Annotated in this window: 32 protein-coding genes and 3 pseudogenes; 18 read left to right on the top strand and 17 right to left on the bottom strand. The window is 59.8% G+C overall.

The window, feature by feature from the left end:
• Position 1 precedes the first annotated feature (1 nt).
• Positions 2-1,069: an MFS transporter gene (locus NCR93_RS16640; RefSeq protein ID WP_279613000.1), complete on the bottom strand. Its 1,068-nt coding sequence runs from the start codon at positions 1,067-1,069 to the stop codon at positions 2-4.
• A gap of 217 nt (positions 1,070-1,286) precedes the next feature.
• Between NCR93_RS16640 and NCR93_RS16635 the strand changes: the two genes are divergently transcribed.
• Positions 1,287-2,966, top strand: coding sequence for a hypothetical protein (locus NCR93_RS16635; protein WP_175979285.1), 1,680 nt, complete (start codon positions 1,287-1,289; stop codon positions 2,964-2,966).
• 559 nt (positions 2,967-3,525) lie between these two features.
• Here NCR93_RS16635 and NCR93_RS16630 read toward each other — a convergent pair.
• Entirely contained in the window at positions 3,526-3,693 is a 168-nt protein-coding gene (locus NCR93_RS16630; protein WP_175979120.1) for a hypothetical protein, read from the bottom strand.
• A 261-nt stretch (positions 3,694-3,954) separates the two neighbouring features.
• On the opposite strand from NCR93_RS16630, the gene NCR93_RS16625 reads away from it, so the two are divergent.
• The 9 genes from NCR93_RS16625 to NCR93_RS16585 all read left to right on the top strand — a co-directional run bounded on the left by NCR93_RS16625 (position 3,955) and on the right by NCR93_RS16585 (position 7,538).
• Positions 3,955-4,272 (top strand): hypothetical protein, encoded by a 318-nt coding sequence (locus tag NCR93_RS16625; protein WP_175979284.1) that lies wholly within the window; start codon positions 3,955-3,957, stop codon positions 4,270-4,272.
• Positions 4,273-4,347: 75 nt separating this feature from the next.
• Positions 4,348-4,923 carry a hypothetical protein gene (locus NCR93_RS16620; RefSeq protein ID WP_175979283.1) on the top strand — a complete coding sequence of 192 codons (576 nt, stop codon included), beginning with the start codon at positions 4,348-4,350 and terminating at the stop codon, positions 4,921-4,923.
• A gap of 12 nt (positions 4,924-4,935) precedes the next feature.
• A complete protein-coding gene (locus tag NCR93_RS16615) occupies positions 4,936-5,331 on the top strand; it encodes a hypothetical protein (RefSeq protein WP_175979282.1) in 396 nt (131 codons plus the stop codon).
• A gap of 32 nt (positions 5,332-5,363) precedes the next feature.
• A complete protein-coding gene (locus tag NCR93_RS16610; protein ID WP_175979281.1) occupies positions 5,364-5,708 on the top strand; it encodes a hypothetical protein in 345 nt (114 codons plus the stop codon).
• A gap of 178 nt (positions 5,709-5,886) precedes the next feature.
• Positions 5,887-6,042 (top strand): hypothetical protein, encoded by a 156-nt coding sequence (locus tag NCR93_RS16605; protein WP_250532263.1) that lies wholly within the window; start codon positions 5,887-5,889, stop codon positions 6,040-6,042.
• Positions 6,043-6,054: 12 nt separating this feature from the next.
• Entirely contained in the window at positions 6,055-6,249 is a 195-nt protein-coding gene (locus NCR93_RS16600; RefSeq protein WP_175979279.1) for a hypothetical protein, read from the top strand.
• 12 nt (positions 6,250-6,261) lie between these two features.
• The gene (locus tag NCR93_RS16595; RefSeq protein ID WP_175979278.1) at positions 6,262-6,483 is read left to right on the top strand and encodes a superinfection immunity protein; all 222 of its coding nucleotides are present in this window, start codon (positions 6,262-6,264) and stop codon (positions 6,481-6,483) included.
• A 119-nt stretch (positions 6,484-6,602) separates the two neighbouring features.
• Complete coding sequence (locus NCR93_RS16590) at positions 6,603-7,217, top strand: hypothetical protein (RefSeq protein WP_175979277.1); 615 nt, start codon at positions 6,603-6,605, stop codon at positions 7,215-7,217.
• A 48-nt stretch (positions 7,218-7,265) separates the two neighbouring features.
• The gene (locus NCR93_RS16585; RefSeq protein ID WP_175979276.1) at positions 7,266-7,538 is read left to right on the top strand and encodes an antirestriction protein; all 273 of its coding nucleotides are present in this window, start codon (positions 7,266-7,268) and stop codon (positions 7,536-7,538) included.
• Here the strand turns inward: NCR93_RS16585 and NCR93_RS16580 are convergent.
• From NCR93_RS16580 to NCR93_RS16540, 9 genes are read right to left on the bottom strand one after another with little or no spacing between them, the layout of a single operon-like run.
• Complete coding sequence (locus NCR93_RS16580; protein ID WP_175979275.1) at positions 7,496-7,663, bottom strand: hypothetical protein; 168 nt, start codon at positions 7,661-7,663, stop codon at positions 7,496-7,498. The two genes, NCR93_RS16585 and NCR93_RS16580, sit on opposite strands and share 43 nt — an antisense overlap.
• Positions 7,660-7,878: a hypothetical protein gene (locus NCR93_RS16575; protein ID WP_175979274.1), complete on the bottom strand. Its 219-nt coding sequence runs from the start codon at positions 7,876-7,878 to the stop codon at positions 7,660-7,662. Before NCR93_RS16575 ends, NCR93_RS16580 begins: the two co-directional genes overlap by 4 nt.
• A gap of 17 nt (positions 7,879-7,895) precedes the next feature.
• Positions 7,896-8,432, bottom strand: a complete 537-nt coding sequence (locus NCR93_RS16570) for a RusA family crossover junction endodeoxyribonuclease (RefSeq protein WP_175979273.1) — start codon at positions 8,430-8,432, stop codon at positions 7,896-7,898.
• A gap of 2 nt (positions 8,433-8,434) precedes the next feature.
• Positions 8,435-8,629: a three-fingered domain-containing protein gene (locus tag NCR93_RS16565; protein ID WP_175979272.1), complete on the bottom strand. Its 195-nt coding sequence runs from the start codon at positions 8,627-8,629 to the stop codon at positions 8,435-8,437.
• On the bottom strand, positions 8,626-8,832 hold the full coding sequence (locus NCR93_RS16560) for a hypothetical protein (protein WP_175979271.1): 207 nt from the start codon (positions 8,830-8,832) through the stop codon (positions 8,626-8,628). Before NCR93_RS16560 ends, NCR93_RS16565 begins: the two co-directional genes overlap by 4 nt.
• Positions 8,789-9,169 (bottom strand): DnaB-like helicase N-terminal domain-containing protein, encoded by a 381-nt coding sequence (locus tag NCR93_RS16555; RefSeq protein ID WP_175979270.1) that lies wholly within the window; start codon positions 9,167-9,169, stop codon positions 8,789-8,791. The genes NCR93_RS16560 and NCR93_RS16555 overlap by 44 nt, the downstream gene beginning before the upstream one ends.
• Entirely contained in the window at positions 9,162-9,407 is a 246-nt protein-coding gene (locus NCR93_RS16550) for a hypothetical protein (protein WP_175979269.1), read from the bottom strand. The genes NCR93_RS16555 and NCR93_RS16550 overlap by 8 nt, the downstream gene beginning before the upstream one ends.
• Complete coding sequence (locus tag NCR93_RS16545; protein WP_250532262.1) at positions 9,404-10,009, bottom strand: hypothetical protein; 606 nt, start codon at positions 10,007-10,009, stop codon at positions 9,404-9,406. The genes NCR93_RS16550 and NCR93_RS16545 overlap by 4 nt, the downstream gene beginning before the upstream one ends.
• Positions 9,990-10,931, bottom strand: coding sequence for a hypothetical protein (locus NCR93_RS16540; RefSeq protein WP_175979267.1), 942 nt, complete (start codon positions 10,929-10,931; stop codon positions 9,990-9,992). Before NCR93_RS16540 ends, NCR93_RS16545 begins: the two co-directional genes overlap by 20 nt.
• On the opposite strand from NCR93_RS16540, the gene NCR93_RS16535 reads away from it, so the two are divergent.
• From NCR93_RS16535 to NCR93_RS16505, 7 genes are all read left to right on the top strand, one after another.
• A complete protein-coding gene (locus tag NCR93_RS16535) occupies positions 10,930-11,259 on the top strand; it encodes a hypothetical protein (RefSeq protein WP_175979266.1) in 330 nt (109 codons plus the stop codon). The genes NCR93_RS16540 and NCR93_RS16535 overlap by 2 nt on opposite strands.
• A 526-nt stretch (positions 11,260-11,785) precedes the next feature.
• A complete protein-coding gene (locus tag NCR93_RS16530; protein WP_175979265.1) occupies positions 11,786-12,127 on the top strand; it encodes a hypothetical protein in 342 nt (113 codons plus the stop codon).
• Positions 12,117-13,316, top strand: coding sequence for a RecT family recombinase (locus tag NCR93_RS16525; protein ID WP_175979264.1), 1,200 nt, complete (start codon positions 12,117-12,119; stop codon positions 13,314-13,316). The genes NCR93_RS16530 and NCR93_RS16525 overlap by 11 nt, the downstream gene beginning before the upstream one ends.
• A gap of 118 nt (positions 13,317-13,434) precedes the next feature.
• Positions 13,435-13,821, top strand: a complete 387-nt coding sequence (locus tag NCR93_RS16520; protein WP_175979263.1) for a hypothetical protein — start codon at positions 13,435-13,437, stop codon at positions 13,819-13,821.
• Positions 13,818-14,321, top strand: a complete 504-nt coding sequence (locus NCR93_RS16515) for a hypothetical protein (RefSeq protein ID WP_175979262.1) — start codon at positions 13,818-13,820, stop codon at positions 14,319-14,321. Before NCR93_RS16520 ends, NCR93_RS16515 begins: the two co-directional genes overlap by 4 nt.
• Positions 14,314-14,493, top strand: a complete 180-nt coding sequence (locus NCR93_RS16510) for a hypothetical protein (RefSeq protein ID WP_175979261.1) — start codon at positions 14,314-14,316, stop codon at positions 14,491-14,493. The genes NCR93_RS16515 and NCR93_RS16510 overlap by 8 nt, the downstream gene beginning before the upstream one ends.
• A 13-nt stretch (positions 14,494-14,506) precedes the next feature.
• Positions 14,507-14,788: a hypothetical protein gene (locus NCR93_RS16505; RefSeq protein ID WP_175979260.1), complete on the top strand. Its 282-nt coding sequence runs from the start codon at positions 14,507-14,509 to the stop codon at positions 14,786-14,788.
• Between the two features lie 155 nt (positions 14,789-14,943).
• On the opposite strand, the gene NCR93_RS16500 is transcribed toward NCR93_RS16505, so the two are convergent.
• From NCR93_RS16500 to NCR93_RS16480, 5 genes and pseudogenes are all read right to left on the bottom strand, one after another.
• Entirely contained in the window at positions 14,944-15,705 is a 762-nt protein-coding gene (locus tag NCR93_RS16500) for a hypothetical protein (RefSeq protein ID WP_175979259.1), read from the bottom strand.
• A 2-nt stretch (positions 15,706-15,707) separates the two neighbouring features.
• A complete protein-coding gene (locus tag NCR93_RS16495; RefSeq protein WP_175979258.1) occupies positions 15,708-16,745 on the bottom strand; it encodes a DGQHR domain-containing protein in 1,038 nt (345 codons plus the stop codon).
• A gap of 146 nt (positions 16,746-16,891) precedes the next feature.
• A pseudogene (locus tag NCR93_RS16490) lies at positions 16,892-18,520 on the bottom strand (recombinase family protein); the annotation flags it as partial.
• A 201-nt stretch (positions 18,521-18,721) separates the two neighbouring features.
• Positions 18,722-18,982, bottom strand: a pseudogene (locus tag NCR93_RS16485) (MFS transporter); the annotation flags it as partial.
• A gap of 102 nt (positions 18,983-19,084) precedes the next feature.
• Positions 19,085-20,044 carry an MBL fold metallo-hydrolase gene (locus NCR93_RS16480; RefSeq protein ID WP_008353481.1) on the bottom strand — a complete coding sequence of 320 codons (960 nt, stop codon included), beginning with the start codon at positions 20,042-20,044 and terminating at the stop codon, positions 19,085-19,087.
• Positions 20,045-20,166: 122 nt separating this feature from the next.
• Here NCR93_RS16480 and NCR93_RS16475 point away from each other — a divergent pair.
• Positions 20,167-21,776: pseudogene (locus tag NCR93_RS16475) on the top strand (IclR family transcriptional regulator).
• On the opposite strand, the gene pdxY reads toward NCR93_RS16475, so the two are convergent.
• Complete coding sequence (pdxY, locus tag NCR93_RS16470) at positions 21,773-22,654, bottom strand: pyridoxal kinase PdxY (protein WP_033536161.1); 882 nt, start codon at positions 22,652-22,654, stop codon at positions 21,773-21,775. The pseudogene NCR93_RS16475 and the gene pdxY sit on opposite strands and share 4 nt — an antisense overlap.
• Between the last annotated feature and the right edge of the window lie 307 nt (positions 22,655-22,961).

Raw genomic sequence — 22,961 nt, 5'->3', positions numbered from 1 at the left:
CTCACTTGCCGCGCCGCAGCCCGAAAAACAGCGCGGCGCCGCTCGCGAAGAGCAGCAACGAAAGCAGATGCACGGCGAGATCCATGCTGCCCGTCGAGGTGCGGATCTGGCCGATCACCCACGGACTCACGATCCCGCTCGTGATGCCGATACTGCTGATGAAAGCGATGCCCGCCGCCGCGCTCTTGCCCGGCAGATGGCTGGCGGGCACGGCCCAGAAGATCGGCAGCGCGGCGAAAATCAGCGTCGCGGCGAGCGAGAGAATCGCGAGCATCAGCGGGAAGCTCGGAAAATGCAGCGTGAGGGCCGCGAGCGCGATGCCGCCGCCGATCGTGCAGCACGCGAAGTGCTTGCGCCGCTCGGCGACGCGATCCGAATGGCGCGCGATCAGAATCAGACCCACCGCGCCGATCGCGTTCGGCACGACGGTGTAGAGGCTGACCGACATGACATCGGTGATGCCGAAGTCGCGGATCATCAGCGGCATCCAGAAGCTCAGCGTCAGCGACGCGCACGTCAGCGAGAAATAGATGAACGCGAAGAGATAGACGCGCGGATTGCGCAGCGCGTCGAGCATGCCGCTGTTATCGTGCTTCTCGTGATGACCGGTCGCGCACAGTGCCGTGAGCCGATCCTGCTCCGTTTGCGTGAGCCATTGCGCATCGCGCGGCGTGTCCACCAGCAGGCGCAACGCGATAAGACCGAGCAGCAGCGCGGGCGCGCCCTCGATCGCGAACATCCACTGCCAGCCGTGCAGGCCCATCACGCCGGCCATATCCCCCATGATCCAGCCGGACACGAGTCCGCCGAACACGCCCGCGACGGCCACGCCCGCGAAGAACACCGACATCACGCCCGCCCGCCGTTTCGCCGGAAACCAGTACGTCAGATAAAGCACGATGCCCGGAAAGAAACCCGCTTCGAACACGCCGAGCAGAAAGCGCAGCAGATAGAAATGGCCGGGCGTCGATACGAACATCATTCCGACCGACGCCGCGCCCCACAGCAGCATGATCCGCGTGAACGTGCGGCGCGCGCCGAACTTCGCGAGCAGCAGATTGCTCGGCACACGCTAACGGACTGAATGTGAACCGCATGGCGCGAGCTGCGTTAGGTTGTGAATCGTAGCTGAAACCTGTAGACGGCAAGCTGACGGACGGTCAGCGACCGCTACTTATGCGATCGGTCGTTCGCGCGAAGACGGCGCTCGTCCCTGCATTGTCCTCGCTAGCGACCCATATAATCGTCGAACGAAACTATTCCGATTACCAGGAGCGGCTGAACCGATGGAAGAGAGACAATTTTCTGAAGAGGAAGTGCAGGATCTTACCGACCGGGTATTCTTGCTAAAGAATCGGATAGAAGAAGGAAAATTCCACGTAGTTGAGCATTTGGCTGAAGGTTTCACGGAGAGCCTGCGTGCCGTCCGGCTACGTCACGACGGCAAGGTCGATCCGCATTCGGTCGATGGAAGGATTCGAGCGGCGACCCTTGCGATTCGAGCGATGCAGCACCGCGAGGACTCGAAGCGAGCGATCAGTCTCGCGAGGATCCAAAGCGAATATTTCAATTACCTGTTCGCCCAGTTCGATTGGCTCTATGCCGAACTACGGAAGCCTAACGCTACGCCCGCGCGTATTGCCGCAGTTGCGGCAGCCAACGAAAACATCGTGAAAAGCGTGATGGTGGCGCTTCCGGAAATAGCGGATGATCTGCGCGAGTTCTGGAAGGCTGTCACGGAAGCCGGCGCCTTCCATTTACAAGACGGTCGTCAATTGAAGACGACGTTTGCAGGCGATCTGTTCCCAGCACACTGGGAAAACGCAGTGTCAACCGCGGGGCTCTACGTTGATACTATCATACTTCCATGTCCGGTCATGAGGATCGCGCCGCTGATAGGACTTGCACCGGACCGTGATGTTGTCTCAATGCTCATAAAGCACGTCGTAACCGCAATGACCTATCGCGACGTTGCCACGGCGGATATAGATCCCCCAATCGTGCTAATTCTGCCGAACGAGGAAGACGTCATTTCGCAAGACCGTCAGGGACTCGTTAGACGCGCGAACCCCGCCGTTCTCAAACACGCGGCTCATCTCTTTCAACGGCCTTTCGAGAGCATCGAAGCACTCGGTGAATTCTGCGGATCGCTCGGCACAGTTGAACAGGTGCTTGCAGAGTTGAAAGTGCCGGAGCGACTTCTTTTCGATACCGATTGGGAGCCAGGCGCAAGTGCGCAATTGCAGCGATCGTTGCACGATCGGGTCTTTGCTATGCCGGGCGTGGATCCGACGGTCGCTGGTAATCATGTGTTCGAGGCTTGCTTGGGACGTATGCCGCAAGCGCTAGCGGCGCAAGAGAAAGCACTGCAAATTGGTGCGACACCGCTGATTAACGCCGAAACGTCGTGGCGTTACTATACGTGGCTTCTTGAGTATCAAGGCGTCGAATCGAAGACGGCTCCTCACGGACGAGAATCAATGCATGTCGTTCGTGCGATGGTAGCTGAGCGAGGAAATAATCTGGCATGGCTCGGAAACGTGCCAGTAGAGACGGTTGTCGAGATCCGAAGGAAGGGGCTGACCGACGAAGTCCGCGCGTTGCTCGGGAAAGGCATCTCAGAACTCATCCACATCGATCCCGACAACTACTTCAGAACCGCAGATCAAGTGGTCGACAACCTTGACCGGGCGTTTCAAGAACATCAGAAGCAATTACTCGAAGCGAAGGCCAAAAAGCTCAAGCTTTTTGGAATCGACGTTGCGTCTTGCGTGACCTTCGGTGCCATCGGCGTCGCTGCTGCTTTGACGTCAAATCCAAGCTTAGGCGTCGTGTCAGCGATCGCAGGCGTCGCAGGCCTTCCCAACCTCAAAGACATCAAATCAAAGTTCTCGGACATACTGGCTGAAGATCGTGCCAGACGCAGCTCGCCGACAGGGCTCTTGTTCCGACATGTACGAAATTAGCGGACGTCGCCAAGCAGCTGCGATCCAAATGGAATATTAAGTCTCGCGCAAGTAGGAGCAAGAACGAGCCAGCTTGAGGTGGGCCTGCTCACGCTGCGATCGACGCGGGCTGTCACACGCCGCGCCTACCATGAGCGCACGCGCAAATACTCGTTCCACTCTTGCGGGGACGTCGGGGCGAGTCATCTGGAAGGCAAATCGACGAGCGATCATAGGTAATTACCCGCGCTCGTCGGCGTCCTGTAACCTATACGATAGAATCGCAAATCGTCAACCGGTTTTAAGCGGCAAACGGCCGTTCGATTTCAGTTGGAAAAATCGGGCTCGTAACCACCACCGCGAACGTTCACGTCACCACCGCGCACGTTCACGCTTACGACGCTCGAATTCTTGGAGTCGCGTATGTGCTACGGAAACCCAGATCAGTTACTGGCCGACCTGCTGCAAGCTCGCCCACTCGTGCCTAACGAACATGGGCATACAGCGTTGGAAGACTTCGAGCACTTCTGCGCTTATTCGGGTTGCGACCCAAACAGTTCTTGGGCGAAATACGCCTATATCAGCGCACGATTTCCGCCAGCGGCGGCATGAGCGCGATCCCGCTGATTGATGTCAAAGACTTGATGTTAGCGACGCTGACACGAGCACCTTTCTCGCGCGATGACTGGCTGAATTGAAATATGACGGCTATCGCTGTCTCATTCGCAAAGTCGGTGTTCGCGTCCATCTCGAAGTGGCCTGTTCGCGCTGCGAGCGGCGAGGCCGCTATCGACTGTCCGGGCTCGTCGCTCGACTCGGCGACGAGTTCCCGATGACTGATCTAGGCTCGGAGTTAGCAGATTGTCCAAGGCGTAACGCCTCGATGACAGAGCGATGCGACGTGTACTTTCCCGGCTTTATCAAGATCATGACGGGCGAGGATCCTGCCGCGAAACCGAACGCCGTCAGCGACGATGACGACGACTATTGAGACGGGAGACATGCAGCCATGAACAAGGCGTATCTGATCGATCCGCTCGCGCGGACAGTAACCCTGATTGACCGCGGAGACAGAGACTCGCTCGCGCCCGCTTATCGGATGCTCGATTGTCAGTACGTTGAGGACTATGCGTTAGCAGATGCCGGGCGCGACACGCTCTATGTCGACGAATATCAGCACAGAGAGCGCGGCGCGTTGATTTGTCATCTCTTTCCGCACGCTGCTTTTGTCGGGCGTGCGCTCTTGATCGGCGCGACAGCCGACGGCGAGGAAGCCGACCCTGAGACACCGCTTAAAGCTAGGTGCGCAGCGACTCACTTTGTTTGAAGTTGTCAGCCTAAGTCGCAAACAACAAACCGACGACTCGCGAGCATACGCGAGCTTCACTTTCTGAGAGAAGCCATGAACGCCAGTTACTACACGTTTCATGTCACCAACTTTATATGCATTGTCGATCGCGAACTCGAAGGCTGTCGAAGTGTCACCAACGATATTCAGCGGATCATCGATGAAGACCTCATACCGCTTCTCTTGCCGACACGACGATTGATCTATCGCGACTCCGAGGGACGATGGGACGAGGTAAAGCTCAAGCATGAAATCGGCGCAGTCGCTTTCGACAGCTTCGCGCCGATCGATATAAAGCTCGCATCATCGTTCGACGTGTTGACGCCCGCGTTCTTCGGCGATGCCTCGGACGAAGACCTGATCGCGATCGGATACGAGCGGCCGTTTCGACTCCTCGAGGATGGCCGTATCGCCGCGCTACAGACGATCAATCCGTGGCTCGTCGCTGTTGTCGTTGACGTCCACGCTTACGGTCACGCCGATGCTTACTACTATCGATCGAAGCAAGCCGCCAAAGATGCGCTGGATAAATGGAGCGGCGTTGGCGAGCCGCAGAACTGGATACGTCATCCTCAAAGTGGGCGGCGACGAGATAACGGCGACGCGGCGCACGAGTATATTCAACCATGATCCGGAGTGTCGATGGACCAATCCGACCAGAGATTGCGCGATGATATTTACGAGATGTATGAGTTGTCGGTGGTACTCGGGGCTTGTCTCAACTCAGCGAGAAGCGATCCCGATACGGTGAGCGTGCCGCGCTCGAAGCTCAGTCGCTTCGTCAGCCTCGTCCCGTTCATCGCGGGATACGCGATGGCCGTCATGCCGCTGACACCGACGCCCGCCACTAAACGACGCGCTAAACAGGTCGAGAATGCTGATCCCGCGCTCTGCGCTGTAGCTCTTGCACAGATGCTTAAGCATGTTGATTACACCAGCCGCAAATGCACGTTTACCGAACAGATCGGTGCGGTGCTGCCGGTCGAAGTGATCTACCAAGCCCGCGCCGCATTGAACGCCTATAAAGGACGACGATGATGACCGCTTGCGATGACAAACTGCGCGACACAATGTACGAAGCCTATGAACGGTCGGTGACGTTGCGCGAGTTGCTTGATACTGCCGAGCCCGAAGCAAGGGATCTGCGTGTCTCGCGTGACGACCTCGAACGTATCGCGTTGATCCTGCCTCTGATTTCTGGTTTCTGTCTGGCCGCGCTGCCGACCGCGCGCACGGTGCAACGACTCGAAGCGATCGCCACAGCCGACTTCGATCAATGCGCGGCGATGCTTTCGCTCGTGCTCGATCAGATCGACTACATGCACGGCGCTTGCGCGATCAACGATGCAATCGGACAAGTGCTACCTCCCGAGACGCTTATCAAAGCACGCGCAACGTTGAACGGCGGAAGATAGCCGAAGCTCTCTCGTTTCTGGAACGCTGCCCCGCTTTCGAGCGGGGTTTTTTTTGCGCGCTCGACACGCAGAAAAGTTAGAGAGGTTGCACTGACGAACTCGTGTACTTGGTGAGACGTTCTCGACAATATTCGTTCCGTCGGCGGCGCTGACCGCCAGAGACAAAACGGAGCAGCAAATGAACAGCAACATCAATATTCGCAAGTCGCTTGACGCGCTGATCGCGGCGGGCTTCCCAGTGTCGTACCATACGTTTCGCCATCCGATCTTCATTCAGAAGCGCCGTATCGCCGAAGCGTGCGAACTTGCCGGCATCGCGCCGGTTTTGAATTGAACGGAGTCGAGCATGAAACGAGTAGCGATCACTGATGTCCGCGGCAAGTATCCGAAGTTCGATTCGATCGTCGCAGACGACGCGAATCCGTACTTCCTGATCGACGCCCATGTTAAAGCGCACGGCGGCAAGCCGTACAAAGCAGGCATGTCGTCGTCCGCATACTACGGCCGCTTTTGGGTTGACGAAAAACCCGTCACCGAATAATTGGAGCTAGTCATGACTTTCTTTGTAATGGGCCTGTTTGTGTTCTTCCTGCCGATCATCATCGCGGCGTGTCGCAAGCATCGCAACACCGCGCCGATCGTGCTCGTCACTCTGCTGCTCGGCTGGACGTGCATCGGTTGGTTGGTCGCGCTGATCTGGGCGTTCACCGATAAGGTGAACGACACGCAAAAGCCTCGCGTATGGGGTCCCGCATACAAGCAACCGCGTGAATGATTAGAGCGTTTGCACTGACGAAACACCTGTGCCGCGGTTGAGCATCACAGCAATATGAAGTTGTCGGCGGCGCTGACCGCACGAACCGAATCACGAACCAACTGTTTAGGAAACCTACCATGTCGAACAATGTTGAAGTCACCATGATCGAAGAATCGTCGCTCAACGCAATCCGCCGCATCGTCGCCGGAGAGATTCGCCGCTATGCAGAAGACCAGGCGGCCGCGAAAGCTGCTCGACCGAAAGCGCGTGTCGAATTGACCGCCGAGGAAGCGAAGCAATACATGACCGTTGATGAAGTCTCGGCGGTCACGGGTTACGGCGTGCCGTCGCTGCGCTCGATGGCAGCGAAAAAGATCGCACCGAAAGCGTTTCCGATCCTGCCCGAGCGTGTTGGCGTGCGCAGTCTGTACAACCGCGAAGCGGTCATGGCGTCGCCGAAAGCGCAGCAGCACGCCGGCCAGACGAACGGCTTTATCGCGACCCCGAAGAACATCGAATCGCTCGAAGTGATAACGATCGACGTGAAAGACGCCGGCGCGATCAGCGCGACGATTCAGAACGCGATCAGCGCAGCCGTGAATAAGCCCGCCGCGAGAAAGGCGACGACGAAGCAGGCAGCATCGGCAGCGAAGAAAGCGCCGGTCGCAACGAGAGCGCCTGCAGCGACGAGAGCGGCACCGGCCGCGAAGAAAGCGCCCGCCGCGAAGAAAGCGACGACGCGCAGCAAGTAACGAACGATCCGCGCGCGGCGACGCGCATCTTTTGAGGAAGTAGCAAGCATGACGATCACTGCAACTCTGGTCCCTGAATCGCGCCGTCTCACGTTCCTGCCCGAGACGTTTACGCCGCGCATGATGATGCGCGCCGAGGGACTTATCTACCATCAAGCGTCGATGCTGTCGAAGCAATACGGCGGCGGTCTGTGGGAGTTTTACACGCTCTCGAACGGCGGCCGCTACGCCGCGCCGGTTCGGCCGGACCAAGTCGCCGTGCGCGTCGATGGAAACGGCTATGACGGCATCGTTAGTGCCGACGCGTTGTCGTCCCGCTGACGCTGGTTATCGTCGCGCTGACGCTGATTGTCGTCCTGCTGCTTCTGCGTGTCGGGCGACGGCGGAACGCTGCCGCGCTGCTGCTGCGCCGGTTGCTGGCCGGGTTGCTGGTTGTTAGAGGTCATGCGGGTTCTCCCTCCGTGGGTTGCGCGGGATTGCGCAATGCTTCGTTCTCGGGTGCAGCGGACACGAGCGCGACGCGCGCGATACGGGCGATATGCTTGATCGTCTGCGCGTCGGTCGTCCCTTCGCAGAGTTCGCCGATCAGCGTCAGCGCGGCGCGCAGGCGGCTGTTGTCGTGCGCAAGATGGTGGCGAATGGCGTCGTGTCGTACTGCCATCAGAATTCCTTGTCGGTTCATGATTCAAACGGATCTTCAATCAACGGCTGCACAGGTATCGAGTCGAATAGCGACTGCTGCGGCTTGATGTACGGGATGCGCTCGATCGTCACTTCGACGCACGCTTCGGGCTTCGGTTCGCCGCGCTCGGCGTGCAGCCGCCAGACGAACGAGTCATCGATAAAGACGCGGCCCTTCATCGAGTCGAGCAGGATTTTCAGGCTGTTGTCCAGGTCGATGCAGCGCACATCGTCTTCCCACTCGTCGCCGAGCTTGCGCATACGCGCGCGAGCGTCGAGCGGCAGCTTCGGATAGAGCTTCACGGTCAGCGCGATCCGGCCATAGATCGGTTCGCGAATCTTGGCGAGCTTCAACAGCCAATGGACCTCGCGCCTGTACGCCTTCGCTTCGGCCGAGACGACGACCTGAACGTGACCGCTGATGACGAACGACTTCCAATATCGATTGCTCGACGGCGGATACGGAAGCGTCAGCGTCAGCGGCTGGTCGAGCGCGATCGACGGCGGCAGATCAGGAGCGCGATGGCCGGCCATGATTACGCGGTTTCCTTCGGTCGATGGAACACGGGCAACGTCGCGCCGATGACCTTGAAGTGAACGAGGCGCAGCAGGACAACCGGCGTGTCGTCGGGCGTGATGACCAACTCGCAGCGCGTCACGCCTTTGAGTTGTTCGCCGTTGACGAGCACGACCGGCGTCATGCCCGACGACAGATCGAGTGTCAGCATCATGCCGGTTCTCCCTGCTTGCTCTTGCGCTTCTTCAACGGCGGCAGCGTCGGCGGCTCGACCGACTCGCGCAGTCCGGCCGCATAGGTCAGCTGCTCGCGCGCATAACGTTTGATGTTCTGCTGGCCGTAGCGTTTGCCAACGTCGGGCCACTTGGCAATCTCAGCGAGCGCATTGAACAGCGCCTCTTCGAGCGGGTTTAGCATGATCGCTCTCGCGCATTCTGGCCGCATACGAACCGATATGCGAGGTGTGAACGTCGAGGTCTTCGAGCGCGTAGAAGTAAGCGGGCTTGACGTGATAGCGCGGATACGTCTCGTGCAGATACGAGTACACGCTTTCGATATCGGCGCGCTCGCCGCGTGCCATCAGCGCGCGAATCGCGGCAAAAATCATGCCGTTTAGGTCGCAAGAAAAATGCGACGGCATCAGCCACGCGCAGTGACACAGCGCATCGCTCTTGAGCAGCAGACATGCAAGCACCCGACGTTCGCCGCGCGATTGCAGATCGGTCTCGTAGGACGGGAAGCCTTCGTCAATCATTGTTGTCTCCGTTAATGATGTGATAGAGGCGCGCGGCTAGCTCGATCGTCAGATCGTCACCGGCCCGAGAGTTTTCGTTGCCGATGATCTGCGCCAACTGCTGCAAACAGACATGGCATCGACCCAGATCATTGCTTAGGAAATCGAACAATGTCGCATACGAAAGACGTTCATGCTCGGTCAACGGGAACTGCATGTCACGCAGCCGATTAGCGGCGATGCGGGCGAAGGTGCTCACGACGCTAGCTCCTCGTCATCGCTGCCGGGCTCGCGATCGCCATAGATATGCGGACTCGGCACGCGCGGCGGAAGCTCGTCGGGCTGATCGTCGTCGCGCTCGGCCTGATGGTGCGTCATTTCCCACCGTCGAATCGCGTCCTCGGCGAACTCGATCTGGACCGCGTTGATCGCTTGGCCTTCCTTAGCATTCGCAGGTAAGCGTCGAGCCCATTCGATGCCATCGGGTCGAGCCTGTTCGAACGTATCGGCAACGATCGTCTTGATGTAGGCAAGCTGGGCGATACCTTCGGGCGTGATCGTCGGACGTTGATCGGTCAGGCACGAGTGCGGCGGGATCATCGGCGTCTCGAATTGCTTCGGCACCGGCCGGCATAGCTCACGAAACGCCGGCAGATCGGGCACGGAACGCGTGTGGAACAGAGCCGCGACACCACGACGCAAATCGAGGTCGGTCATGTCCGCGAGACCTTCGCGCCAGATTTTTTTCGTCTTGTTGAGGTCTTCGACGTTGCGCCAGAAGTCGTGAAAACGCGCACCGTAAATCGACTCCATGCGGCTAAACAGCCGTTCGATCCAGTGCTCAGAAACGGCGCGAGTCATCGCTGACCTCCGGCATCGGAACGTCGATCACGTTCGCATCGTCGTCCTGCTGGCGATGCGATCCGGTCAGCCCGCGGGAGACGCGTTTGCGATCCTTCGCGATCGAATCCAACTCGTCGCGGCGGCCGTGGCCGTTGACGCGCTGCGTCGTCGGCGTCGTCGTCGGTTCGGTGCCGTTGCGCAGCCAGTCGAGCGCGGTCGTCACGGCATAGGCGCCGGGACTGCCGGCGTGCCGGGCGATGGCAACGTCGAGGGCATGACCGAGCGATTCGACGCTGACGCCGGCATCGATCGCGGCATCGAGGTTCGTCGCTGTCGTCGCCGTCAAGCGCAGTTCCTTGTCGGCAAAAATTTTTCTGGCGAGCGCGTTCGTCGTCTCCGTCTCGGCGACGCTTTCGCGCGCGCGCGAGTTTGACCGATGACTTGAGACTGAGCGATTGGTTTTAGGTTTTATCTCTCTGGGTTTTAGAGACTTTCCTTTTCCTTTTCCTTTTCCGTCAAAGACGATTCCGTGAGTGGTCCGTGTATGACTCGTCAATGCCTTATCTGGCAAGGGATAAAGCGGCTTACCCGGACGGTTGATGACCTGATGTTTTGCGAACGTCGGAACGTGCAAAAACCGCCCTGAAAACGCTTCCGCAAAACTTGCTAAATTTGCTGGATCGTTCACTGAGTTATCCGTGACATTCACGGAATACTCAAGGAGCAATCCTTCTTCGATCAGTGAAACGATCAGCGGCTCGACCTCGATTTCGTCGCCGGGAAAGACCTGCATTTTGAGTCGAATCGGATCACGCGGAAGGTTGCCGTGATCGTCGGCAAAATTCCACGTTCCGATAAATAGCAGACGCGCCGGATACGAACAGCGCGCAAGCTGCGGATTAGTCCAGAACTCAGGCTTGATCGTGCGGATTCGAGCCATGATCGTGCCCCAGTCACTCGCCGTGCGGCAAGGGCGCGATCTGCGTGGCGTTGAAGGTGCGGAGCTGGTCGAACATGCTGCGTTCGTCGTGCTGAGCGCCGAGTCGTCCGCTCGTTCGCATGTTGAGCCACCAGCCGAACAGGTCAGGGGTGCGAAGCTGTTCTTCGCGTTCGTGCGCGTCGCGCCATTGCTGTTGGCGACGGGTTCTGTTATTCGTTTGCATGGTCAAGTTTCTCCGGTTTCCGGAGTGAACCACGTCGCGCGACGGGACAAACGAGCAATCAGCGTATTCCTCGCCGATTCGCGTTTCAACCATGCAAACCGCTGAAAACTTTAGCTGCTCAATATATCGGGCGTATAAACGAAGGTGCTCGCGCAGCAGCCGGAGGGTGCGGCCTGCCTGTCGTCCTACTGCCATAAGCCTTTCGGTTGGCTATACGTTGGTCGGTTCGCTGTCCAAGTCAGGTGTTCGATCGGACAGATATTTTTTTGTAGCACAAAGGGACGATCGTTCGATCTACGAAGTACTTGAGTGGAAATCAACGCGCGTTGATAAGTGCATACCCTGGTGTGATCACGGCAAACGCTACCGGAAACATTCCCATTTCGCTAATCTTTTAAGAAATGTCTACGACTGTCCGAAGCGACCGTTCCGGACATTTCTAAGGTTTTACTTCAAGAAAATGGTGCAGCACGGGCGATCCTTCATACGTTTCGTATCGCGAAAAACTGGCTTTCCTTTAATCGCGCGAGAGATATTTTTCATCCTCGTGCCGCACCGATCGTCGCCCTGTTATTCAGGAACGAGACGATTATCTCGGGCATTCGAAATACACGCGTTATTGCAGTAGTACGTGCGGTCTCTAAGTGACTTCGATCATGCGAGCACGCTGCCGCTTATCAAGATGCTCTACCCCGGCACAAGCGGCGAGACGATCGCGCTGCCGCCCGAGGCGCTTCACTGGCACAAGGTTCTGGTCGATGCCGCGCAGCACGTCAAGCGTTACGAAGCGATTGTCGACGGCAGCAAGGGGCATTTGCTCGAACTGCTCGGCGATGCCGCGATCGGCACGCTGCCCGGCAACAGCGGCGAGTATCGGCGCAAGGTCGTGAACCGCCGCGGCTTCGAGATCGCGCCGACTTCCTACATCGACTTCCGTTTCAAGTCCAACAAGGGTGAAGCAAATGACGAGTGACCGCACGAGCGACATTGCGACCATCGAACCGCCGCCGAAGCTGTTCGGCCTGACGCCTGATCTGTTCTCGCTGCTCGAACGCGTTGCCGCGATGATGGCGTCCGCTACCGTCATGGTGCCCGAGCACTGCCGCGGCAAACCCGGCAACTGCTTCGCGATCGCGGCACGCGCGCATGGCTGGGGGCTCGATCCGTTCGCGCTCGCGCCGAAGACGCATCTCGTCGGCACGACCCTTGGCTATGAAGCGCAGGTCATCGGCGCGGCAATCAATAACTCCGGGCTGCTGCGCGATCGTCTCAACTTCGAATGGTTCGGTAACTGGTCGAAGGTGCTCGGCCGCTTCGAGACGAAGACGAGCAAGACTAAGAAGAACGAGCACGGCGAAGCGCAGACGTATCGCGTGCCGGCATGGACGCCCGAAGACGAAGAAGAACTTGGCGTGCGTGTCTGGGCCACGTTGAAGGGCGAGGACGAACCGCGCACGCTCGACGTGCTGCTGACACAGGCGCGCGTGCGCAATTCGACGCTGTGGGCCGACGATCCGCGCCAGCAGCTTGCTTATCTTGCCGAAAAGCGTTGGGGCCGCCTGTACACGCCTGAGGTCATCTTGGGCGCATATACGCGCGACGAACTCGAGACGATCGATCTGGGCGAGCGCGATATGGGCCGCGCCGAAGAGGTCCAGCGCCCGCGCGCGAACGATCCCGGTGAGTCGATCAAAGCGAAGCTGCGCCGCGTCACGCTCAAAGAGGTGCTGAAGGCTATCGACGACGCGACGACCGGCGCGGAACTCGTCGAAGCTGGCGAACTCGCCAAGAAGCTGACCAGCGAAAACGACAAGGAACAGGCGCGCCAGCAGTACGACGCGAAACGGAAAGCCGAACAGGCCAAGTCGACCAAAACCGGCAGTGAGGTCGCTAACGGCGCCACCAGTGCGCCCGACAACGGAGCGCATGGTAACGCGAAGGACGACACGAACGGGGACGCGAGCGGCGGTTTTACGGTCACGTTCGCCGAGGTCGCGAGTTCGATGGAAAGCGCGCTGCGCCGGCGCGATCGTGACGCGCTCGCAGCTGCGGCCGATCTGATCGCCCAGGTCGGTGACGATCAGCAGCAGATCGAACTGCGCACGATGGTCGAAGGCTTCATGAACGAACTAGACGGCGACGGTGACGAGGTGGCGGCATGAGGCGAACCCGCGAACGTCTGCCGCTGCACACATCCCCTTGGCCCGGCTGCACGCGTCAAGTCAGCCCTCGAAACTGGGGCTGCTCTGAACATTGGTACATGCCCGGAACCATCCGCTCGTGGATCGGCCGCGCGTATCGATATGGCATCGATCACGACTGCCATCCGACACGCCGCTATGTCACCGCGCATCGCGCAGCACTGCGATGGATTGCCGAACACGGAGAACAGTCATGACGATCAATCGAAAGATCATTGCGAACGAGTACGCGCTTTTCGCGAAAGCCAACATTCCGCCCGACGCGGCTCCAGGACAGCATGCCGATATGCAGCGCGCGTTCTTCGGCGGCGTCATCGTCATGCAACGCATCAATCGATTGATTGGCGAGATGACGGATAGCGAAGCGGTCGCGATACTCGAATCGATTGAGGACGAGACCAACATATATGCCGTCGCGCAGTTCGTCGCCGCCAGCATCTTCGTTGAGCAGGAGAGCAAGTCATGATCGACTTTCAGCAAACAGAATTGCGCGTCGTGCATGTGAACGTGAGAAGCGAGATTGTCGGCGACGATGAACGTCTCGCGATGGACTTGCGTATTGAGATGAACCTTCCGAACGTGTGCCTCGACAAGCTCGATGCAGACCTGCGGCCGTCGCTCTTTTGCGCGAACGGCAACGGCGACTTGCTCGGCAAGGATGCACAGCACATGCCGCACCTACGCTTTCCGCAACTCGGTCCGCTATCGTGGGATGGCTCGGTCTCGCCGGTCGCGCTGCTGCTGCATCTCGGCACGAAGAAAAACGAACTGAAGCTCGCGGACGCGAAGTTCAACAAGCTGCGCATCATGCCGCATGAGGGTGGAACCTGCGGGCTCGTCTGGCGCCTGCAGGTGCATCCGACCGAGGAAGAATCCGCCAAGGTCATGACTGTGCTTAAGCACACGATCAAGGGCACCCTCGACAGGAGCGAGGCGACGGACGACAGCGAGGACGACGATGAATGACGATCATCGGCGATTCTTCGATGCGCGCTCGCTCGATCGTCGTCGTCACCGCCTGCCCTTGATCGGGCAGCTTATCGGCGGTTTGCTGGCGTCACTCGTGATCGTCTTGCTAATGCTCGCGATCACAGCCGCAGCATGGGCCATTCTCTATCTGATTCACACAGCACCGTGAAAGAGAGTCCATCATGCAGCGAAAACAGGAACGTATCGACGACGGCGCGCTGTCGCATGTCGTCATCATTGGGGAGGAAGGCGACGGCTTTACGATAACGACCGAGGACGGGCGGCCAGCGACGCTCGCGGTCATCGATCCGACGACCGGCGAAGTCATCGAAAGCGGTGCCGATTTGGTCGGGGAGGTGTGGGATGTGGCGATCGAGGCGTATCGCCGTTTTCTGGTTGGCGAGAAGGCCCTGCGCGTCATGTCGGGACCGCCGGGCTTCTTCGCAGATAAAGAACCAGACTAAGTCGTGACGAGTCGTTGCGCATTTGCGGAACATCGGTGGAAGTCACGCCCCAGAGAAACGGAAGATCAACCGCGAAGCTCCTTCACAGTGGCAACTTCTAGCCGTTCAGTGACCTGCAGGTCGATAGATCGCAGAGCTACGATCGCAAAAAAGCTCTAAGGACGGATAAGGTGCACCGCCTCCGCAAGCGGGCCGGTTTTATCCACATAAAGGCTGGCAAGGTATTTGCGGTCGTTGTCTGCCAATCTGATGCCGGATCCGCCGCTCGTCTTCGACCTCAACACCATCTTCAGCGCCTCGACCGGAAACGCAAGGATCGCGTGTTGAGGGTCGAAAGCATACAGGAAGCTATCGTCCCGGAGATACGCGGATACCGACTTGCGGACGCCAGTCATCGCTATCAATTCAAGGTGCGCTGGTGCGTTGGGTTCAGAGAAGCGTGGCGTAGTATAGTTCACCTCCTCTCGACGCTTCATCAGCCAATCGAGCGCACCATCCACTCCAATCGGCTGTGAGAGCAAGGCGTTGTTAGGCAAGACCGCGCCGAACGACGTAAGTACCACCTTATGCGTGGGCCCATCCCTTTTTACTGCCATCGCACCGGCACTGCTCTCCCAACTGTACGGCTTTGTCCCTTCGTAACATATTGCTGTTCCGTGGGCCGCTAGTATCGCACGGGTCATATAGAACACAGCGTAGTACAGCTTTACCGTAGCCCACGTGAACAAATCCCTTTCGATCGCTTGCACCGCGTCTCCAATAGAGACGATTCCGGAGTAGACGTAGTCTGCGGCGTCCCGGTTCAGCGCCTGATGAAGCGCGGCCGCTTGTGCCGCGTTGAGGGCCACTGTAGAGAGCTTACCGCCAAGCGCTACGGGCTTCAGCTGTCCATCCACATAGCTTTGAGCTTGGTGCATTGTCAGACTTTGATCTTGACAGTCGACTTCTTCTGAGGACGGAACACGTCAACCAACCTGTCATACACTGCCTTCGACGCACTGGCTCCGCCGAGACCTTTGATGTTTTCTTGAAGAATCAGGGATTCTTTCGAAAGGTCTAAGGACTTTGCGATCGTTTCAACCTCGAAGGAGCCCTGTAGGTTGCAGTACGGGACCAGCTTCAGCCGCAAGAACTCAAGTGCGCCCATGAAACCTGCGGCATACATGAACGCGTTCGTCTTGCTGTCCCACTCAGGACCGTATTTCTGTTGAATCGCACTAAAAACGTTGACGATGATTTGTCGCTGTATCTCAAGTTCATGAATGTCTATCTGCTCCAGCGCACCCTTGTCTTCAACGAGAGGCTTGATAGCACTGACTGCCGTGGACAAAGCAATGCCACCTTTTCGAGTCTTATGCCCCGGAAACTTTATCTCGTCTTGATACGGAGATGTTCCGTCTTGGTTGAGGAAAGTAGCGATGTCACGTGCGCGAACCGCAGCGGCGTCGACCAAGTCTGCACTTGCGATTCCAAACAGATCGAAGACCAAACTCCGAGGAGCCGGCTTTTGCTCTTCGTTGATCGCTAGGAAGATGTCCGCGCATTCCTTGGTCGAGAGCTTCTCGTATATCACGACTGGAAGTTCGAGCTTGCCGATGTCGGCGCGTTCCTCAATAGCCGCTCTGATACCTGCGATGCGGTGTTGACCATCAATGATTTGGGCAGACTGACGCTCGTCAGCAAACGTCAGCTTGCCGTTAGCTCGTGCGATGGGATTTTTGTCGTTGACCCAGTTCAGAACAATCGCGTTGGGATAATCGCCGCCTGCGAGAGTGAAGTCTTTGATGCCCGATATGCGAGACTGATTGAGCATTCGCTGTATCGCACCTTCTTCGCTCGACTGGCCCCGAACGGCGGCATAGCTTATCTTGGTTACAACACTCGCGGGCAGCTTGGTCAGGATGAACTTGCGTCCCCCTTGCTTGACTTCTATGAAGCTCGGCTGTTGCTTAGCCATTGAATTTTTCTCCGGGACTTTCGGTTCGCCCTTTTTCCGATGAGAGTATGAGCGGAAATTTCGTGCTTCGGCACCGTATGCGGGCTGAGATGCACGATAACTGGCGTAGCTGCGGCAAATTCTACCCGACCCGAAGGATCCGCAGGCTAGGTGGCCTGCTGACCAGCTATTCGGCCCGCTTCCTTGCGCGCGCGAGGTTGGCGACGGCGCGTCAATGCCTGATGCTTCGGATCGTCGACGATGGTTTCGCTATGCCACGCGCCAGTCTTGCGGTCGATGAGAAAGCCGCGGATGACATCGTGTTTGGACGTCAGACGTAGCTCGATCAGTTCTTCGTTCTTTCGCGTGACCGGCCTGATGTCGATGCGTTTGAACGTATCGAGTACGAGTTGACGGGCTTGCGTGCGCGCGGCCGCGTCGAGTCGCGTGACGTCCTCGCGCAATTCAATCCAGCGTTGGGCCATCGCCGGCTTGGACGTTCGATCGAGCGGGACCAATGCAAACTCGTGTTTCGTGACGCTGGCCTGATGCGCCTTGAGTAGCGTCTCAAGCTCGCGGAGCTTCGTCACGAGTGAGGGCAGTTCGCCGTCGGATAGCGCGAGAGCTTCGGTGACGCGATCGATCTGCGCCTGCGTCTTGTCGACTTCCGCGCGCGCCAGCCTGAGCAGACCGTTGAGATTGCGCGCTATGTCGTCGTTCTCGACGAATAGCGACGTTAGCTTGATCTGGTCGCTGCAGTAGTCCATGACCGCCCGTTCTACAGGGACGATCGACATGCTACCGGTCCCGCATCGCTTCGACTTGTCCGCTTGCGTTGCGCTCGTGCAGTAGAGTCGACGATGACCGTCCTGCGGTAGTCCGTCCTCGCGCAACGATCGGCCGAGCATGTTTTGATTTGCGAGCGCGCTGCCGCACTTCATGCAGAACGTCAGTCTCATGCCCGTAACGAAGCTGACTATCTCTGAGCGCGTGCCCGCTGTGCGCCCGCGTTGCGATCGAAGCGCCTGCAGTTCGATGAACTCGGCCTCGGTCAGCGCCGGATAGTAGTTCGGCATCGCGTATTCCTGACCTTCGATCTCCACGGTTTTTTCGCCGATTAGCGCGCGGTTCTGGATGATTTCGTGCAGTCGCGTTGTGTTGCTCAACCCGCCTTTTCTGATCTTGCCGTTGACCATCCTATCGGGCGGCAACGGAATGCCGGCGGCCTCTAACTGATCGAAGCAGCAGCGGAGCGAATACCCTTGACGGAAGAAGCCGATCAGCGCGAGCAGCGGGGTCGTGAACGGCTCCCAGAATTGAAACTCGTTGGTCTTGCTGTCGTACTCGACCCAGCCCGGGTCTTTGCCGACGCCGAGACGCTTGCGCTCGTCGAGCTTTACCCAGTTCGTTGCGCGCGCTCGGGCGGCTGCTCGGATGCGCGTCGCTCGATTGTCGATTTCGGTGCGCGCTTGGGCCATCAGCATGATCGAAAACATCAGGTCGAACGGGTTCTTGTTGATCCCGTCCTGACTGTACTCGCGCTTGTCGGCCATCGTGACGACCGTGATCCCGCGGCTGATGATCGCGAGCAGCTGCATCAGCGCGTCGATGACAGTCGCACGCGACATGCGATCCATCGATTCGGCGATCAGCACCGAACCGGGGGGAACGTGACCGGCTTCGACTTCGCGCAGGAAGCCGCCGAAAGCGCCCTTAGTAACGTGGTCGCCGTGATAGGCGGATTGACCTTCATCGCGGAGCATGAGACTGCGATCGAGTTCCATGCCTCGTTCGCGCGCCCAAGTCTGGGATACTCTTCCTGCCGCTGAATGCTCGTGCCGGTTTTCTGCCGGATATTGCTGAACCGCAGATAGCTATAAACACGCGCCGCCGCGCTCGGTAGCGTCGGCGGCGCTTTCTTACTGGCGCGTGCCATTTCGAATTCTCCGTTTCGAATGAATCGGATATAAACAGAATAGTCTATATTCCGTTCGTTACGGCACTTCGAAAAGCACGTAGCCGACATAAAACACGGCGGCGCCGAGGCCGTACATTGCATCGGAGAAGCCGAGATCGTGCTTCATCTGCAATTGCGCGAAGCCGATGTTGATGCGGTCCAGAAACGACACGACGTAGCACAGGAACAGAAACGGAATGATGCGCCACGCGATTTTGCGGAACAGCGCGTCGTCCGATTGGGCGTGCGCATCCGCGACGGCGCTGGGCTCAAGCGCCGCCGTGCTGATCGACTTCGACATGTCTCGCTCCAGATGGGCGTAATGAGGCCGGCGTCTTGCGCGCGCCTTTTGCCTTGAGAGAGGGAGAAGCGGCGCGTCAGTGCGCGCCGCAAGAAACGGCGGTCAGTCCTGCAGTGCGGCCCACATTTCCTGGTCGCGCTGGGCCGTCCAGATACGCGGATGCTTGATGCCGCTCGCTTCGTCGTAAGCGCGCGAGACGTCGAACGGCAGGCAGTGCTCGTAGATGAAGACGTGACCGAATTTCGGATCCATCGCCTTGCGCGTCAGCGCCATCGATCCCTTCAGGTCGAGTTTCTCGGCGACGGCCTCGCGGCCCGCCTGCAAGAGCGTCGTGACGAAGTCCTTCGTGTAATCGAGGCCCTTGTCGACTTCCGCCGGCGAGAGCAGCGCCGGACCGCGTCCCGGCACGAGTTTGTCGGCCTTCAGCGCGCGCAGCGCTTCGAGCGTCGCGGGCCATTCTTCGAGTTGGGCATCGCCGCAATAGCAGGCGGCGTCGTACTCGACGAGATCGCCCGAAAACAGCACTTTCTGCGACGGCAGCCAGACGACCGTATCGCCCTTCGTGTGACCCGCGCCGAGATGCGCGATCTTCACTTCGAGCTTGCCGAGATACAGCGTGATTTCCTTCTCGAAGACGAGCGTCGGCCATGTCAGGCCCGGCACCGTCTCGACACCGGCGAAAAGGCGCGGAAAGCGCTCGATCTCCGATTTCATGTCCTGCTCGCCGCGCTCGACGATCATTTCATACGTGCCGCGGCTCGCGATGACCTGCTGCGCGCCTTCCGCGAAATACGCCGACGCGCCCAGCACGCGCACCGCGTGATAGTGCGACAGCACGATGTACTTGATCGGCTTGTCGGTGACGCTGCGGATTTTCGCGATGAGATCCTGCGCCATCGCGGGCGTGGCGGTCGTATCGACGATGAGTACGCCGTCGTCGCCGATGATCACGCCCGAGTTGGGATCGCCTTCCGCCGTGTACGCGTACGCGTTCTCGGAGAGTTGCGTGAACGTGATCTTCTTCTCTTCCAGATCGGCCTGCGATGCGAATGCTTTTGCCATGGTCGTGTCTCGCTTCCATTCTCGTGGGGATGGGTGGATGATCGGCGTGATGCCGTTGTTTGTCAACAGCAAGCGTACTTGCTATTTGCAAATTACGGGTAAGTACCGAATCGCTTCATCGGATGATTCCTGCTCGGCTAACATCTGCGGTTCGTTCATCCTTTATAGATCGCGGAGTGCTTTTGGCTCGTTCCGAAATCGGCGAAGAAAAGAAACAGCGCGGCATCCAGAGCGTCGAAGTCGGCGCGCGTCTGCTCGATGCGCTCGCCGCGCGCCGCGAGCCGCTTGCGTTGAGCGCGCTGGCCGAAGCGGCCGAACTGTCGACCGCGCAGGCCCACACGTACCTCGTGAGCTTGACGCGGCTCGGCCTCGTCAAGCGCGACGCGCTCACCGGCAATTACGAGCCGGGGCCGCTCTCGCTCAGGCTCGGCCTGTTGAATCTCGAGCATCAGCCGGCGTATCGGGCCGCCGCGCCGCGCGTGTCGGCGCTGGCGCTCGCGACCGGCATGAGCGTCGCGGTGAGCGTCGCCGGGCCGCAAGGGCCGACGATCGTGCGCTATGAGCGCGGCGGCTATCCGCTGCATGTGAATCTGCACGTGGGCACGGTGATGTCGCTCTCGGCGACGTCCACGGGCCGCGTGTTCCGCGCGTTCGACGACGACACCCGCGTCGCCGCGATGCTCGCGCATCAGGGCGAAGCCGATGCGCCGGAGATGGCCGCGTGCATCGAAGCGATTCGCGCGCGCGGCATCGAACGCAGCGTCGATGCGCCGAGTCCCGGCGTGAGCAGCATGAGCGTGCCGGTGTTCGACGGCGCGCATCGGATGCAGCTCGCACTGACGGCGATCGGACCGACCGGCCTCGCCGACGTCGCGTGGGACGGCCCGCTCGCGCACGCGCTGAAGGATGCCGCGCGCGACATTTCCGGGCTGCTTTCATGACGATCTTCGACGAGGACACGAAGCCGCAGCGCGGCATCAACGCGCTCGACGCGACCGGCGATCTGCTGCGCGCGCTGGTCGCCGCCGGCGAGCCGCTCACGCTGCGCGACCTCGCGGCCGCGGCCGGCATGCCGCCCGCGAAGGCGTTCGCGCATCTGGTGAGTCTGGTGAAGGTCGGCCTGCTCGCGCGCGACGACGCCGGGTTATTCCACGCCGGCCCGCTGAGCCGCGAGCTCGGGCTGATCGCGCTGCAGCGCCTTTCGCCGATCCGCGATGCCGAAGCCGAGATCGTCGCGCTCGCCGCGAGCACATCGATGACGGTCGCCGCCGCCGCGCTCGGACCGCTCGGCCCGACCGTGATCCGGCTGGAGGAATCGGCGCGGCCGCAGCATGTGAGCTTGCGCGTCGGCACGGTGATGTCGCTCGTCAACACCGCGATCGGGCGGGTGTACGCCGCGCACCTTCCCGCCGACATGCTCGCGAGCCTGATGACGCAGGACGCCATCCGCCTCGCGGGCGCGCAAGCGGCTGCGGGAAGCGACGCCGCGTATCGCGCACGGCTCGACGACATCCGCGAACGCGGCCTCGATACGGCGCTCGGCGCGCCGGTGCCCGGCATCCATACGCTGGCCGCGCCCGTGTTCGATCACACCGGCAGCGTGTGCCTCGTGATCGCGTTGATCGGTTCGTCGGGGGGCTTCGACAGCGCCGCGGACGGCCCGCTCGCCCGCGCGCTGCTTTCCGCGACGCGGCGCCTTTCGTGGCGTTTCGGTCTGATGGACGCGAGCTAGCCGCCCTTGACCATCTCCGTGCCGGTCACGCGGATCGCGGGGAAACGGTCGGTCGGCTTCGCGATCTCGTCCTGCGATGCGACGATCTCCAGTTCGTAACGCCCGGCATCGTACGTTGCCTTGACGACGGCATTGACCGCCGCGAGCGTGTGCTCGAGCGCGGTGCGCAGCGAGTCGCCCTGCAAGGTGCGCGCGACGAAGACCGCGCTCGTCAGATCGCCGACGCCCACCGGCTGGCGCGCGAACGGATACAGCGGGCGCTGCGCGAACCACGCCTCGCCGGGCGTGACGGCGAGCATATTGAAGGTGTCGGCGCGGCTGTTGCGATCGAGCAGATGCTTCACCAGCACGATGCGCGGCCCGCGCGCGATCACTTCGCGGCATGCGTCGACGGCTTCCTCGACCGTCTCGATCGGACGCCCGACGAGCTTTTCCAGCTCGACGTGATTGGGCATGATCGCATCGGCGATTCCGGGCATCGTCGTAACGAGGAAATCCTCGATGCCGGCCGCGACCGTGCAGCCGCCCGTCTGACCCATGACCGGATCGCAAAAATAAAGCGCGCGCGGATTCACCGCCTTCACCATCTTCACGATTTCGACGACCGCGCGGCCCTGCTCCGGCGCGCCGAGATAACCGGAGAGCACCGCGTTGCAGCGCCCGAGCACACCGATCGCGCCGATGCCTTCGATGACGTTCTGCAATTCGTCCGCATCGAAGGCGCTGCCTGTCCAGCGGCCGTACTGCGTGTGATTGGAAAACTGCACGGTGTTGAGCGGCCAGACGTTCACGCCGAGTCGCCGCATGGGAAAAACCGCCGCGCTGTTGCCCGCATGGCCGAACACCACATGCGATTGAATGCTCAGGACGTTGTTCATGTTCTGCTTTCCCGATTGATCGTGTCCGGTCGGATGAAACGTCGAAACGCTCGTCGCGCGCCAGCGCCGTGCAGCGCAACGCGACGATGGTTTCGGAAAGCACGCTCGCGGACGCCGTGCGCGGGCAGTGCAACCTTCATATTGTGCCGTGCCTCGACGCACTGCGGCATGGCGTGCCCGTTATAAATTGCGCGGACGCGTTTTGTCGAGCGATGCGATCGACAGGAAGTCCAAAGGTCGCGCGTCTGCAACACCGCAGCACGCTCGTGCGCGTTCGGCACACGCATTGCTCGATGCGGACGGCGAA

Source organism: Caballeronia sp. ATUFL_F1_KS39 (assembly GCF_023630985.1).
Taxonomy (GTDB): Bacteria; Pseudomonadota; Gammaproteobacteria; order Burkholderiales; family Burkholderiaceae; genus Caballeronia; species Caballeronia zhejiangensis.
Note: the sequence above shows the minus strand (reverse complement) of the source record. Positions and strands in the feature narration are given on the sequence as shown.